Below are 13,453 nucleotides of genomic sequence, written 5' to 3' on the forward strand. Positions count from 1 at the left end.
CCCTTGTTCCTGACGGCCCGATCAGGCCCGCAACCAGTTTTCAATCTTCAATCCCGGGAGCCGGGAGAATTCCTCGCCGCATCGTTCCGGGCACCCGTCACACCGGTGGCCACGACGGCCCCAAGTACCAGTAGGCAAACCCGATGACCGCACCCAATACGACGATTTCTGCTCCTGCCCTGCCAGCCATCAGATAGACTGCCATTGGAATCGCTACGGCGACCAGAAGCGACACCAGGGCGTGAACGAGCCTTAGCGCGCTCACTCCGCCGCCACACCCATCCGCATACGCTCCATCTCTTCGAGCGCGCGGCGATACTCGACCGGCATCACCTTGCGGAATTTCGGCCTGTAATCCGCCCAGTTGTCGAGAATGATCCGCGCCCGCTCGGAGCCCGTGTAGTGGAGATGGTTGGCGATCAGCTTGGCGAGGCGCTCTTCGTCGTGCCTGGTCATATCGCCGGAGACGTCGACGCGCCCCATATGCGCAAGGTCTCCGCCGTGATGGTGCAGCTTCTCGAGGATGTCGTCCTCTTCCGGCACCGGCTCCAGCTCGACCATCGCCATGTTGCAGCGTTCGGAGAAATCGCCCACCTCGTCCAGCACATAGGCCACGCCACCCGACATGCCGGCGGCGAAGTTGCGGCCCGTCTGGCCGAGCACGACCACCACCCCGCCGGTCATATATTCGCAGCCATGGTCGCCGACGCCTTCCACCACCGCTACCGCACCGGAATTGCGCACGGCGAACCGCTCCCCCGCCACGCCCCGGAAGTAGCACTCACCCTCGACAGCGCCGTAGAGCACCGTATTGCCGACGATGATGGATTCCTCCGGCACGATCTTCGACTGTTCCGAGGGTCTGATGACGATGCGGCCGCCCGAAAGGCCCTTGCCGACATAGTCGTTGCTGTCGCCGATCAGTTCAAACGAGATCCCGCGCGCCAGGAATGCGCCGAAGGACTGGCCGGCCGTGCCCGTCAGGCGCACGGAGATGGTGTCGTGCTTGAGACCCTTATGGCCATAGCGCTTCGCCACCTCGCCCGAAAGCATCGCTCCGGTGGAGCGGTCGATATTGCAGATATCGAAGTCGAGCCGGACCGGCTCCTTGCGCTCCAGCGCCGGCATTGCCGCCGCGATCAGCTTACGGTCGAGGATGTCCTCGATCGGATGCTTCTGGCGCTCCGTCCAGCGGATTGCATTGTCCGTCGCTTCGGGCTTGAAGAAGACGCGGCTGAAATCGAGCCCCCGCGCCTTCCAATGTTCCACCAGCGTCCGCTTTTCCAGAAGCTCGGAGTGACCGATGATCTCGTCGAGCTTGCGCACGCCCATCTCGGCCAGAAGCTGCCTCACTTCCTCGGCGACATAGAAGAAGAAGTTAATGACGTGTTCCGGCGTGCCCTTGAAGCGCTTGCGCAGTACCGGATCCTGCGTCGCCACGCCCACAGGGCATGTGTTGAGATGGCACTTGCGCATCATGATGCAGCCCGCCGCGATCAGCGGAGCGGTGGAGAAGCCGAACTCGTCCGCCCCCAGCAGCGCGCCGACGATCACGTCGCGCCCGGTCCTCAGACCCCCGTCGACCTGCAGCGCAACGCGCGAGCGCAGACCGTTGAGCACCAGCGTCTGGTGCGTTTCGGCAAGGCCCATCTCCCACGGGCTGCCCGCGTGCTTGATGGAGGTGAGCGGCGAGGCGCCGGTGCCGCCATCATAGCCGGCGATGGTGATGTGGTCGGCGCGCGCCTTGGCAACCCCTGCGGCCACCGTGCCGACGCCCACCTCGGAAACGAGCTTGACCGATACATCGGCTGCCGGGTTGACGTTCTTCAGGTCGAAGATCAGTTGAGCCAGATCCTCGATCGAATAGATGTCGTGGTGCGGCGGCGGCGAAATCAGCCCCACGCCCGGCGTCGAGTGGCGCACCTTGGCGATGGTGGCGTCCACCTTGTGGCCGGGCAGCTGTCCACCCTCTCCGGGCTTGGCGCCCTGTGCGACCTTGATCTGCATCATGTCGGAATTGACGAGATATTCGGTCGTCACGCCGAAGCGTCCGCTTGCCACCTGCTTGATCGCCGAGCGCTCGGGGTTCGTCCGGCCGTCGGGCAGCGGCAGGAAGCGGTCTGCCTCCTCTCCGCCCTCGCCGGTGTTGGACTTGCCGCCGATGGCGTTCATGGCGCGGGCCAGCGTCGTGTGCGCCTCGCGGCTGATGGAGCCGAAGGACATGGCGCCGGTGGAGAAGCGCTTGACGATCTCGGCCGCCGGCTCCACCTCATCCAGCGGCACCGGCTTGCGGCCTGCTTCGTCCGCCATCTTGATGCCGAACAGCCCGCGAATGGTCTTCGCGCGCGCGCTCTCGCCATTTATGAGGTCGGAAAACTCCTGATACGTCTCCCACGACTTCTTGCGAACGGCATGCTGCAAGGTGGCGACGGCGTCGGGCGACCACACATGGTCTTCGCCACGAATCCGGTAGTTGTACTCGCCGCCGACCTCCAGCGAATCCCGCAACACCGGGTCCGGGCTGAACGCCGCACTGTGCCGTGCGACGGTTTCCCGCGCGATCTCCTCCAGGCCGACGCCCTCGATGGTCGTTGCCGTGCCGGTGAAGTAGCGCTCGACAAAATCGCTCCGCAGCCCCACCGCATCGAAAATCTGCGCCCCGCAATAGGACTGATAGGTCGAGATGCCCATCTTGGACATCACCTTGAGGATGCCCTTGCCAATGGACTTGATATAGCGCTTCACCACCTCGTTCGGATCGACCTCGGGCGGGAACTCCCCGCGCGCATGCATGTCGAGCAGCGTGTCGAAGGCGAGATAGGGGTTGATGGCCTCGGCGCCATAGCCGGCAAGACAGGCGAAGTGATGCACCTCGCGCGGCTCGCCCGATTCCACGACCAGCCCCACCGCCGTGCGCAGGCCCTTGCGGATGAGGTGATGATGCACCGCGGCCGTCGCCAGCAGCATCGGAATGGCGATCCGGTCCGGCCCCATCTGCCGGTCGGACAGGATGATGATGTTGTAGCCGCCGGCCACCGCCGCTTCGGCACGGTCGCATAGCCGGTCGAGCGCACCGGCCATGCCGGCCGCCGCCTCGACCACCGAATAGGTGACGTCCAGCGTCTTGGTGTCGAAACGGTCCTCGGTGTGGCCGATGGAGCGGATCTTTTCCAGATCGCCATTGGTCAGGATCGGCTGGCGCACTTCCAAGCGCTTGCGGCGCGAGCTCCCCACCAGATCGAAGATGTTCGGCCGCGGCCCGATGAAGGAGACGAGACTCATCACGAGTTCCTCGCGGATCGGATCGATCGGCGGATTGGTGACCTGGGCGAAGTTCTGCTTGAAGTAGGTGTAAAGCAGCTTCGACTTGTCCGACATGGCCGAGATCGGCGTGTCGGTACCCATCGAGCCGATGCCTTCCTGGCCGGTCGTCGCCATCGGCGCCATCAGCATCTTGGTATCTTCCTGGGTATAGCCGAACGCCTGCTGGCGGTCGAGCTGCGACACATCCTTGCGCAGCGCCCGCGGCTCCACCGGGTTCAGCTCCTCAAGGATAAGCTGGGTATTCTTCAGCCATTCCTTGAACGGATGCTTGGTGGCGATCTCCGCCTTCAGCTCGTCGTCGGAGACGATGCGCCCCTGCTCCAGGTCGAGCAGCAGCATGCGGCCGGGCTGCAGCCGCCACTTGGAGACCACCTTCTCCTCGGGCACCACCAGCGCGCCGGCCTCCGAGGCCATGATGACGCGGTCGTCGTCCGTCACCAGATAGCGGGCGGGACGCAGGCCGTTGCGGTCCAGCGTCGCGCCAATCTGGCGGCCGTCGGTGAAGGCCACGGCAGCCGGACCGTCCCACGGTTCCATGAGGGCGGCATGATATTCATAAAAGGCCTGGCGCTCCGCGCTCATCAGCTTGTTGCCGGCCCATGCTTCCGGAATCAGCATCATCATGGCATGGACCATGGGATAGCCGCCCTGGTAGAGGAACTCGAGCGCGTTGTCGAAGCAGGCCGTGTCCGACTGACCCTCGTAGGAGATCGGCCACAGCTTCGAGATGTCGTTGCCGAACAGCTCCGAATCGACCGAAGCCTGGCGCGCGGCCATCCAGTTGACGTTGCCGCGCACCGTGTTGATCTCGCCATTGTGGGCGACCATCCGGTAAGGGTGCGACAACTTCCAGGAGGGGAAGGTGTTGGTGGAGAACCGCTGATGCACCAGCGCCAGCGCCGATTCGAAACGCTCGTCCCTCAGATCATGGTAATAGGCGCCAAGCTGGTAGGCGAGGAACATTCCCTTATAGACGATGGTTCGCGCCGACAGCGACACGATGTAGAAGCCATAGTCCCTCCCTTCCGATTCCTGATGTATGCGGCCGGATATGACCTTGCGCAGGATGTAGAGACGGCGCTCGAAGTCCTCCTCGTCGGCGATGCCCGCGCCCCGCCCGATAAAGACCTGCCGGTGGACCGGCTCCGAGGCGACTATTTCGGGAGCCTTGGACAAGCAGGAATTGTCAACCGGCACGTCGCGGAAGCCGAGCAGGACCTGGCCCTCCGAGCGCACCACATCGGCAATCACCTCCTCGACGTGATCCTGCAGAGCCTTGTCCTGCGGCATGAAGACATGGCCGACACCATAGGTGCCGGGTTCGGGAAGCTCCACGCCCTGCTTCGCCATTTCCTCGCGGAAGAGACGGTCGGGGATCTGCACGAGCATGCCCGCGCCGTCGCCGACCAGCGGGTCGGCGCCCACGGCGCCGCGATGGGTAAGGTTCTCAAGCATCGCCAGCCCGTCGCCGATGATCGAATGAGACTTCTTTCCTTTCATGTGCGCAACGAAACCGACGCCGCACGCGTCGTGCTCGTTGCGGGGGTCGTAGAGGCCCTGCGTGGCCGGCAGGCCCCATGCTGCATGAAAGGCACCGCTAGCCGTGGAACCGCGTTTGGCGACGATCGTCCCGTCCTGCCCGGCGGACATCCGTCCGATCGATACAGATGGCGTCATTTCCGTCATCGCTACTTCCTCCACGTCTGGCCCCGGGAGCCGGGGCGTCGATCACTTGCGGGCGGGCCTCGTCATTGACGGCGCATCCCGATTTTTCAGCTCGGCGCATCGTTCGAAAGGCCGGAAGCGCTAGGATTTGTGCACAGGCCCGACCTGATCAGACCCTAGCCGTCTCCCCGGCATACGCTTCTTCCAGTGGGCGCTCGGCGCCGATCCGCCGCCTCCCGCCGCATTCGCACAAGCCGGCTCGCCCGAGCCGCCATTATAACGAATACGGGCGTCAGTTACGCGAATAAATAAGACAGCACTACTGTCCTATTTACTGACATGCCAGAAAATCACAGATCGCACAAGACGAAAACGCAAAAAATGCACCTCGTCGGAGCAACAAAGTTGCGGGATATCCGCCGAAGCCGCAATTTCAGGCAGAGAAGCGGTCTTCCACAGCCGTCGCCCGGCGTTGCGACAACACTTGCGTCCACCGCGGTCGGCTGTCAGTTTGCTGTCGCATCCATAGGAGCCTGGCAGGTATGAATTTCGCCTCTGACAACTGGGCCGGGGCCCATCCGGCAATCAGCGAAGCCCTTCATCGTCATGCCAGCGGCTTTGCGCCCGCATATGGAACGAGCGAGCTCGACCGCAAGGTGGAGAAGCGGTTCTGCGAAATTTTCGAACGCGAGGTCGCGGTCTTTTTCGTCGCCACCGGCACCGCCGCAAATGCGCTTTCGCTTGCCGCCCTTAACCGGCCGGGCGGCGTAGCCTTCTGCCATAGTCAGGCGCACGCCCGCGAGGACGAGGGCGGCGCGCCCGAATACCTGACCGGCGGCGCTCGCCTTTGCGGCGTTTCCGGCGCCAGCGGCCGGATGGATCATCAAGCCCTTGAAGAAGCGATCGGTCGCTTCCCTCCCGAGTTCGTCCATGCCGGCCAGCCCATGGCGGTTTCCCTGACGCAGGCGACGGAAGTCGGCACCGTCTACGGCCTGTCCGATCTCGAGGCCATCAGCGGCATCTGCCGCCGCCATGGCCTTCCCTTGCATATGGACGGAGCCCGCTTTGCAAATGCGCTCGTGACGCTGGATACCACGCCTGCGGAGATGACCTGGAAGCGCGGCATCGACATTCTTTCCTTCGGCGGCACGAAGAATGGCTGCTGGTGTGCGGAGGCCATTGTCGTGATGGACCCGGAGAAGGCACGGGATCTTCCCTTCATTCGCAAGCGGGCGGCGCATCTCTTCTCCAAGAGCCGGTTTGTTGCCGCCCAGTTCGATGCCTATTTCGAGGACGATCTGTGGCTTCGCAATGCGTCACATGCCAACGCGATGGCACAGCGCCTCGCCGGCATCCTGGAGACGTCGCCCGCTGCGCGCCTTGCCTGGCGCCCGGCCGCAAACGAGGTCTTTGCCATTCTTTCTTCGAAGGCGGCAGCGCATCTTGAGGAAAATGGCGCCCGGTTCCATTCCTGGTCCGCTCCCGACGACGCTGCCGACAAGCCAAGCCCTGGGGAGGTGCTCTGCCGGTTCGTCGCATCCTATGCCACCACGGTTGAGGAAATCCGGCAATTCGAAACGCTCATCGGATCCATTCGCACCCCGTCCGGAAGAGTTCACGCATGAGTGAACAAATATTCGCATTCGATTGATTTCCAAGTGAACAGCGCCTCTGGAAAGATTATCGAGCCGGTCAACCTCCGGCTTCGATTTAACCTCGAGAGGAGAAATGCATGTCCACAAAGAACATAGTAGGCGCGGCCTATCTGGCCAGCGTCGTTACCGCCGCTCTTGCTTCAGGTGCCGCCGCGGCCCCGCTGAGCGAGGCGGAAGTCAAGGCCGCGATGGATGCAGGCAAGGAGAAATGCTACGGCGTCGCCCTGGCCGGTCAGAATGACTGCGCCGCCGGTCCCGGCACCACCTGCGCCGGCACATCCAAGGTCGACTACCAGGGCAACGCCTGGAAGTTCGTCGACGGCGGCACCTGCACCACCGTGGAGTTGCCCGGCGACCGTATGGGCTCGCCCGATCCGCTCGACCGGGACATCCCGTCGTAAGGCGACCTGCCTGAAATGTGCCGGGAATGGCGGGAGCTGCCGTAGAACGTCACGGCAAAAAATCGAGCGTTGCCATTCCCGGTGTACATCTCGGCGCGATGAAATGAGCTTGGCCCGCCTCGGCTCCCGCGTCCGAATGTCAGGAGAGGAAAATGGTACGCGAGCTTTCGGAACCTTCCGCATCCTACGACCGCTTTTCGGCTTTCAACCCTGCCGGACGCGCCGGCGCCAGCTTTAAGCCGCAGCATTTCGAAGCCATCGCCGCCGAGCCGGCCTCCATCGGCTTTCTTGAAGTGCATGCGGAAAATTACATGGGCGCGGGCGGTCCGCCGCACGCCGCGCTCACGAAAATCCGCCAGATGCTGCCCGTGTCGCTGCACGGCGTATGCATGTCCATCGGCGGCTTGAACCCGCTGGACAGGGAGCATCTGGCGCGGTTCGCCGGCCTCGTTGAACGCTACGAGCCTTGCCTTGTATCGGAACACCTGGCCTGGTCGAGCCATGACGACGTCTTTTATAACGATCTCCTTCCCCTGCCCTATACCGATGAGACGCTGGCGCGCGTTTGCGCTCATATCGACCAGTTGCAGGAGGCAATCGGCCGGCCGATCCTTCTGGAAAACCCGTCCACTTACGTGCTTTTCAAGGAATCCACCTGGGGCGAGACCGGTTTCCTGCGCGAAATCGTCCGCCGCACGGGCTGCGGCCTGCTGCTCGATGTCAACAATGTCTTTGTCTCCGCCACCAATCACGGCTACAGCGCCACCGAATATCTGGCCGACTTCCCGCTCGAGCATGTCGGCGAGATCCATCTTGCCGGCCATGACCAGCAGGAAGACGACGAAGGCGCGACGCTGCTCATCGACAGCCACGACCGGCCGGTGGCCGATCCGGTGTGGACCCTCTTTGAAACGGTGATCGCCGCCCAGGGCCCGATCACGACTCTCGTCGAATGGGATGCCGACGTCCCGGATTGGCCGGTGCTGAGGTCCGAGGCGGCCGCCGCCGAGGCGATCCTACGGCGGCACGGCCATGCCCGAACGACAGGAAAGCGCCATGCGGCCCAGCTCTCATAGCAAAAGCGCGCCAGCCGCGGCAGGGAACTACGGGGCAGCGTTCGGCGCCGCGATACTGGATCCCGACCAGCCCAGGCCCGAACGGGTGACAGGCCCGCGCGGCAAGGCCGCCGAGAAGCGCTTCAATGTCTACCGCAACAATGTCACTTACGGTCTGGTGACGGCGCTTTCGGAGATCTTCCCGGCGATCGCCCGCCTGCTGGGCGAACAGAACTTCCGCTTGCTCGCCCGCGAGTTTCTGCGGGCCCACCCGCCACGCTCGCGGCTGGTCATCGAATACGGGCATGAATTTGCCGACTTTCTCGCGGGATTCCAGCCGGTTCGTCACCTGAAATACCTGCCCGACCTTGCTCGCCTGGAGCGCGCATGGCTCGACGCCTACCATGCGGCCGATGCCGCACCTCTCGGACCGGGGGAAATTGAAGCGCTGCCGCCGGACGCTTTGGCGGGTGCGCGCTTTGTCCCGCACCCGGCCGTCCGCATCGTCCGCTCCAGCTATGCCGTCCACGCGATTTTCATGGCTCAGCGTAGCGCGGAAATGCCCGGACGCATTTATGCCGCCGAGCCGGAGAATGTGCTGATCACCCGCCCGGGCCTGCAGGTGAGGCTTTATAAGCTCGCGCCCGGACCGCTTCAGTTCATCGAAACGCTGATGTCCGGCAGCAGCCTGCACATAGCGGCCGAAACCACGCTCGCAACTGTCCCCTCCTTCGACCTGGCGCCGGCCATCGGCCTGCTCATCGAGAGCGGCGCGTTCAGCGGCTGCACGCCGGGAGAAAAGAGTGCGGGGGCACAACAGGAAGGATGATGGGCTTGAAACTGATTCGGAATGTCGCCCACCTGCACCACCGGGTTTTCGCCGCCCTTGAAACCGGCACCGAAGGTTGGCTGCTTGGCCTTGGTGCGCGCTTCGCCTTCCTTGCGGTGCTCTATTTCTACTTCCTCAGTTCCGCCCGGACAAAGGTCGGCGAGGGAATTGCCGGCTTCTTCAACGTTGCCGACGGCGCTTACTTTCAGATCGCCTTGCCTGCCGTCGAGGCCGCCGGCTTCGACGTCTCCAATGTCCCGTTCCTGCCATGGACGCCAGTCGTGTGGGCGGGCACCTATGCCGAATTCGTCCTGCCTCTGCTGATCGTCCTGGGGTTGTTCACACGGCTGGCGGCACTTGGGATGATCGCCTTCGTCGTCGTTCAATCCGTCGTCGACATCACGGTGCACGATGTCGGAGCGGAGACCACAGGTGCCTGGTTCGACCGCTTCTCCGACGGCCTCATCTGGGATCAGCGCACGCTCTGGGTCTTCTTGCTGGCCCATCTGGTGATCAAGGGCGCGGGCTACGTCTCGCTGGACGCCCTGCTCTATCGATGGACCATGAACCGCCAGCCTTTGAAGGAGGCCGAAGGCCGCGTGTAAAATCCCAGAAGAAACCGAAGAAACCGACCGCGGTTTCCGGAACAAGGTCATGCTCCAGCAAGGGGACAGGTCACGATGACGATTCAAGGAAGCGTCATCGTGATCTGGGCAAAATGGCGACACAGCGCGCCGCCATTCTCCGGATGCTTGGGCGCTCGCGTCAGGCCGCGGTCTGCCCCTCGATCTGCTTGGCCTTGTCCTTGGAGGCACGCGAGATCGGGATCTGGCGCGGCTTCATCTCCTCGGGAACATTGCGCACGAGGTCGATGTGCAGAAGGCCGTCCTTCAGCGCAGCGCCTTTGACCTCGACATGGTCGGCGAGCTGGAAACGGCGCTCGAAGCTGCGGCCCGCGATGCCGCGATAAAGCAGCTCCGTGCCTTCGTTCTCCTGCTCCTCGCTCTTTTCGCCCTTGATCGTCAGCAGATTGCGATGCGCCTCGACCGAGATGTCATTCTCGGAAAAGCCGGCAACAGCCATTGAGATGCGGTAGGCATCATCGCCTGTCCGCTCGATGTTGTAGGGCGGATAAGTCTGCCCGTTGTCTGGCTGGGCAAGCGAATCGAGCATGGTGAATAGACGGTCGAAGCCGACCGTCGAACGGTAAAGCGGGGAAAAATCGACATGACGCATGGGGTAGTCCTCCGTTTGAGCAACATTTGCGTTCTGGTCCCACCCGAAACCCGCTAACGGCGTTTCCAAGGGACCAGCAGCCCCTGTTGGCGGCTGCAATCTAGATTTGGGAATTTACCCTTAAGGCTTCAAGATATCTCCGAGGAAGCGGATGAACGGCACCTGAACGAGGGTTTAGGGCTGCGTTCAGGTCGCGTTGCTAGAATGCTCGTCAACTCGTTGTTCGGAGCGTCTGCATCGTCCCTTCCAGGCGCTCCGGCAAAGGCCGGGGGCGGCACCGCCGCCTCCGGCATGCCGTTGGCGTTTTTGCCTGCATGGCCCTGGCACCTCGACCGGAAAGCTTTTGCTTTTATCCGGTCTGGTCTTTATCACATCTGGATTGCAACAAGCATCGGCCGCGATGACTGAGCTCCTTCGCCAGGTACCGGAAAATCCTGTCCCTGCCGGCACCAAAGCCGGGTTGATGAAGGCCGCCGACGGGCTACACATCCGTTATGCCTTGTTTCCCAATGCCGCTCCGAGCGGCACAATCGTCCTCTTGCCGGGCCGCAACGAAAGCATCGAGAAGTATTTCGAGACCGTCGGCGATCTGGCCAAGCGCGGTTTTGCCTGTGCGATGCTCGATTGGCGCGGACAAGGCGGCTCCGGCCGGCTGCTGAGCGACCCCCGCAAGGGGCACATCGAGCGCTTCGACGATTATGTGTCCGACCTCAATCAGTTTTTCACCGACATCATACTGCCGGATTGCCGGCCCCCGTTTCATTTGATGGCCCATTCCATGGGAGCGCTGGTTGCGCTGCTGGCAGCGCGGGACTTGGTCAACCGGGTGCGCCGCATGGTCCTTCTGGCCCCCCGCTGGACTTTTCCGCGCCGCTGTCAATGCCGGCGCTGAGGCGGTTGGCCGGATTTTTCCATGTGTTGGGCATGGGAAGCCTCTACGCCCCCGGCGGCAGGCGGCGCGACGATCCCTTGCCCTTCAGCGGCAACAGGCTGACAAGCGACGACCGGCGCTTCGCGCGCAACCAGTCGATCGTCGCGCACCATCCGGAGCTTGCCATGGGCGCCCCCACCGCCGCCTGGGTATATGCCGCGTGCGTGGCCTCCGATCGCGTGCGCGATCCCCGATTCATGGCCTCAATCCGTATTCCGATCCTGTTTCTGGCTGCCGGCGCCGACCGTGTGGTTTCGACGCCGGCGATCGAGCGCTATGCGCGCGGGCTGCGCAGCGCCGCTGCGCTCACGGTCGACGGCGCCAGACATGAACTGCTGCAGGAAGCCGATTTCTACCGCGAACAGGTGCTCGCCGCCGCCACGACCTATATATTGGGGGACAGCGCCGCCGAGAACGGATCCCTGGCGCTGGCTTGAGGCAACTCCGGAAAATCGGTGTCGTTTGTCGTCCGGGACGGCGTCATGAAGCGTTCAGTAGTTCCATGGCCTGGGAATGCAGCTCGGGCGTCGCGGCGGCAACGATATCGCCGCCCTTTTCGGCCGCCGCCCCGTCCCACCGCGTGATCACGCCGCCAGCCTTCTCGATAATGGGTATCAGCCCTACGATATCGTAGGGCTGGAGATCGCACTCGACGACCAAATCGACGTGACCGGCCGCGACCATTGCATAAGCGTAGCAATCTGTCCCGTAGCGCGGCAGCTTCACCGCTTGCTCCACCCGGTCGTAAAGCGCCCGCCGCAGTCCGTTGAACAGCGCCGGCGTCGTGGTGCAGAGCGTCGCATCGCCAAGTGCCGTGGTCGGGCGTGTCGTGAGCCGCCGGTTGCCGCCCGGCCCCTCGTAGAATGCGCCTCCGCCATCCGCGAAATAAAGCTCGCCGATAAAGGGCTGCGACATCAGCCCCGCAACGGCCTTGCCCTCCACCGTCAAGCCGACAAGCGTGCCCCACAGCGGCAGGCCGGAGATGAATGCCCGTGTGCCGTCGATGGGATCGATGACCCACACATGGCTGTGCCCGGCATTTTCCGCCCCGAATTCTTCGCCGATGATGCCGTGTTCGGGAAATTCTTCCCGGATCAGCGTCCTTATAGCCTTTTCGGCCCCCTTGTCTGCCTCCGTGACGGGATCGAAACCGGCGGCCAGCTTGTTGTCGACCAAGCCGCCATTGCGAAAACGCGGCAGCGTCTCGGCCGCCGCCGCCGCGGCAATACGGCGCATGAAATCCGGAGTGGGACCCATTTACCTATCCATTTTACAACCGGCGCATTTCGCCGGCGCGAAAAATACAACCGCCGGACTTGACATTTGTGCAGCGCAACATAAACTTTGATTCGGATGGCGTTGCCATCCTGCCCACTTTGGGCGTTTCCTCCCTAGACTTACGACCGTGTCGTGTAAACGATGCGGTCTTTTTTTATCCAGGAAAGCGCCCAGCCGCTCACTCCGCCGCAAGCGGTGAGACGAAATACTGGTCCGGGATCATCATCAGGTCGCGCACGAATTCGCGAATGTCGACGGCAAGGCGGGCAAAGCCCTCCGTCCGCTCGAAGGTGCGTTCGTTGAGATAGAGCCCCCGGTTGATCTCGATCTGCAGGGCATGGAGTTGTTCGGTCGGTCGCCCGTAATGCTCCGTGATGAAGCCGCCGGCATAGGGCTTGTTATGGACGACCTTGTATCCCTTGGCCGAAAGCAGCCCTATGGCGTACTCGGTCAGGCCGGACGTTGCGGACGCACCGAAGCGGTCGCCTATGATGAAATCCGGCCGCATGCCCGCCTCGCCCACCCGGATATTGGCCGGCATGGAGTGGCAGTCGATCAGCACCGCATAGCCGAACCGCGCCCTTGTGCGACTGAGCATCTCGGCGAGGCACGCATGATAGGGCCTGTAGATCGCGTCGATGCGCATCAGCGCCTCGGAAAGCGGCAGCCGGCATCCATAGATGTCCTGCCCTTCCCCGACGAGCTTTGGAATCGTGCCGAGGCCGCCGGCCACCCGCGGCGAACGCATGTTGGCGAAGGAAGGCAGCGGCTCGTAGAACATGCGCGGGTCGAGCTCCCACGGCTCGCGGTTCACATCCAGATAGGCCCGTGGAAAATTGGCCACGAGCAGCGGCGCACCGAAGGCCGAAGCGGGGTTGAAGAGCTCGTCCACATAGCAATCTTCCGAACGTCGGATCGCTGCCGCGTCGAGGCAGCTCATGCGAAGGAACCGGTCGGGGTAGTGCCGGCCGCTATGCGGCGAGTTGAACAGGAAAGGAGAGCGCTGCTCGCCCGCCGAGCGAATTTCGAATGCGGGAACGTCGGAGAAATCGTCAACCGCGCTCATCTCACGCCCATTA

The 13,453-nt window shown here is 63.2% G+C and carries 11 protein-coding genes; 7 read left to right on the top strand and 4 right to left on the bottom strand.

Annotation, left to right across the window (positions count from 1 at the left end; all coding sequences use genetic code 11):
* Positions 1–261: 261 nt before the first annotated feature.
* A complete protein-coding gene (gene gltB / locus NTH_RS06560; RefSeq protein ID WP_338529273.1) occupies positions 262–5,010 on the bottom strand; it encodes a glutamate synthase large subunit in 4,749 nt (1,582 codons plus the stop codon).
* A 521-nt stretch (positions 5,011–5,531) separates the two neighbouring features.
* On the opposite strand from gltB, the gene NTH_RS06565 reads away from it, so the two are divergent.
* From NTH_RS06565 to NTH_RS06585, 5 genes are all read left to right on the top strand, one after another.
* Positions 5,532–6,614, top strand: coding sequence for a threonine aldolase family protein (locus NTH_RS06565; protein ID WP_338529274.1), 1,083 nt, complete (start codon positions 5,532–5,534; stop codon positions 6,612–6,614).
* Positions 6,615–6,721: 107 nt separating this feature from the next.
* The gene (locus NTH_RS06570) at positions 6,722–7,045 is read left to right on the top strand and encodes a DUF2282 domain-containing protein (RefSeq protein ID WP_338529275.1); all 324 of its coding nucleotides are present in this window, start codon (positions 6,722–6,724) and stop codon (positions 7,043–7,045) included.
* 152 nt (positions 7,046–7,197) lie between these two features.
* Positions 7,198–8,121 carry a DUF692 domain-containing protein gene (locus NTH_RS06575; RefSeq protein WP_338529276.1) on the top strand — a complete coding sequence of 308 codons (924 nt, stop codon included), beginning with the start codon at positions 7,198–7,200 and terminating at the stop codon, positions 8,119–8,121.
* Positions 8,102–8,929, top strand: a complete 828-nt coding sequence (locus NTH_RS06580; protein WP_338529277.1) for a DNA-binding domain-containing protein — start codon at positions 8,102–8,104, stop codon at positions 8,927–8,929. The genes NTH_RS06575 and NTH_RS06580 overlap by 20 nt, the downstream gene beginning before the upstream one ends.
* Positions 8,930–8,934: 5 nt before the next feature.
* Positions 8,935–9,534 (top strand): DoxX family protein, encoded by a 600-nt coding sequence (locus tag NTH_RS06585; RefSeq protein ID WP_422392360.1) that lies wholly within the window; start codon positions 8,935–8,937, stop codon positions 9,532–9,534.
* Positions 9,535–9,694: 160 nt separating this feature from the next.
* Here the strand turns inward: NTH_RS06585 and NTH_RS06590 are convergent, their stop codons facing one another.
* Positions 9,695–10,165, bottom strand: a complete 471-nt coding sequence (locus tag NTH_RS06590) for an Hsp20 family protein (protein ID WP_338529278.1) — start codon at positions 10,163–10,165, stop codon at positions 9,695–9,697.
* A gap of 400 nt (positions 10,166–10,565) precedes the next feature.
* Here NTH_RS06590 and NTH_RS06595 point away from each other — a divergent pair, with 400 nt between their 5' ends.
* Both NTH_RS06595 and NTH_RS06600 read left to right on the top strand, forming a co-directional pair.
* Positions 10,566–11,057: an alpha/beta hydrolase gene (locus NTH_RS06595; protein WP_338529279.1), complete on the top strand. Its 492-nt coding sequence runs from the start codon at positions 10,566–10,568 to the stop codon at positions 11,055–11,057.
* 32 nt (positions 11,058–11,089) lie between these two features.
* Complete coding sequence (locus tag NTH_RS06600) at positions 11,090–11,533, top strand: serine aminopeptidase domain-containing protein (protein WP_338529280.1); 444 nt, start codon at positions 11,090–11,092, stop codon at positions 11,531–11,533.
* Positions 11,534–11,576: 43 nt separating this feature from the next.
* Here NTH_RS06600 and hisN read toward each other — a convergent pair whose 3' ends face one another.
* A complete protein-coding gene (hisN, locus tag NTH_RS06605) occupies positions 11,577–12,353 on the bottom strand; it encodes a histidinol-phosphatase (RefSeq protein ID WP_338529281.1) in 777 nt (258 codons plus the stop codon).
* A gap of 199 nt (positions 12,354–12,552) precedes the next feature.
* Complete coding sequence (locus NTH_RS06610) at positions 12,553–13,440, bottom strand: N-formylglutamate amidohydrolase (RefSeq protein ID WP_338529282.1); 888 nt, start codon at positions 13,438–13,440, stop codon at positions 12,553–12,555.
* Positions 13,441–13,453: the final 13 nt, after the last annotated feature.

This window comes from Nitratireductor thuwali, assembly GCF_036621415.1.
GTDB lineage: Bacteria > Pseudomonadota > Alphaproteobacteria > Rhizobiales > Rhizobiaceae > Chelativorans > Chelativorans thuwali.

Excerpts from the sequence above, each read along its gene's own strand:
- gltB (WP_338529273.1), bottom strand. The coding sequence starts at position 5,010 with ATGACGGAAATGACGCCATCTGTATCGATCGGACGGATGTCCGCCGGG.
- NTH_RS06565 (WP_338529274.1), top strand. The coding sequence starts at position 5,532 with ATGAATTTCGCCTCTGACAACTGGGCCGGGGCCCATCCGGCAATCAGC.
- NTH_RS06570 (WP_338529275.1), top strand. The coding sequence starts at position 6,722 with ATGTCCACAAAGAACATAGTAGGCGCGGCCTATCTGGCCAGCGTCGTT.
- NTH_RS06575 (WP_338529276.1), top strand. The coding sequence starts at position 7,198 with ATGGTACGCGAGCTTTCGGAACCTTCCGCATCCTACGACCGCTTTTCG.
- NTH_RS06580 (WP_338529277.1), top strand. The coding sequence starts at position 8,102 with ATGCGGCCCAGCTCTCATAGCAAAAGCGCGCCAGCCGCGGCAGGGAAC.
- NTH_RS06590 (WP_338529278.1), bottom strand. The coding sequence starts at position 10,165 with ATGCGTCATGTCGATTTTTCCCCGCTTTACCGTTCGACGGTCGGCTTC.
- NTH_RS06595 (WP_338529279.1), top strand. The coding sequence starts at position 10,566 with ATGACTGAGCTCCTTCGCCAGGTACCGGAAAATCCTGTCCCTGCCGGC.
- NTH_RS06600 (WP_338529280.1), top strand. The coding sequence starts at position 11,090 with ATGGGAAGCCTCTACGCCCCCGGCGGCAGGCGGCGCGACGATCCCTTG.
- hisN (WP_338529281.1), bottom strand. The coding sequence starts at position 12,353 with ATGGGTCCCACTCCGGATTTCATGCGCCGTATTGCCGCGGCGGCGGCG.
- NTH_RS06610 (WP_338529282.1), bottom strand. The coding sequence starts at position 13,440 with ATGAGCGCGGTTGACGATTTCTCCGACGTTCCCGCATTCGAAATTCGC.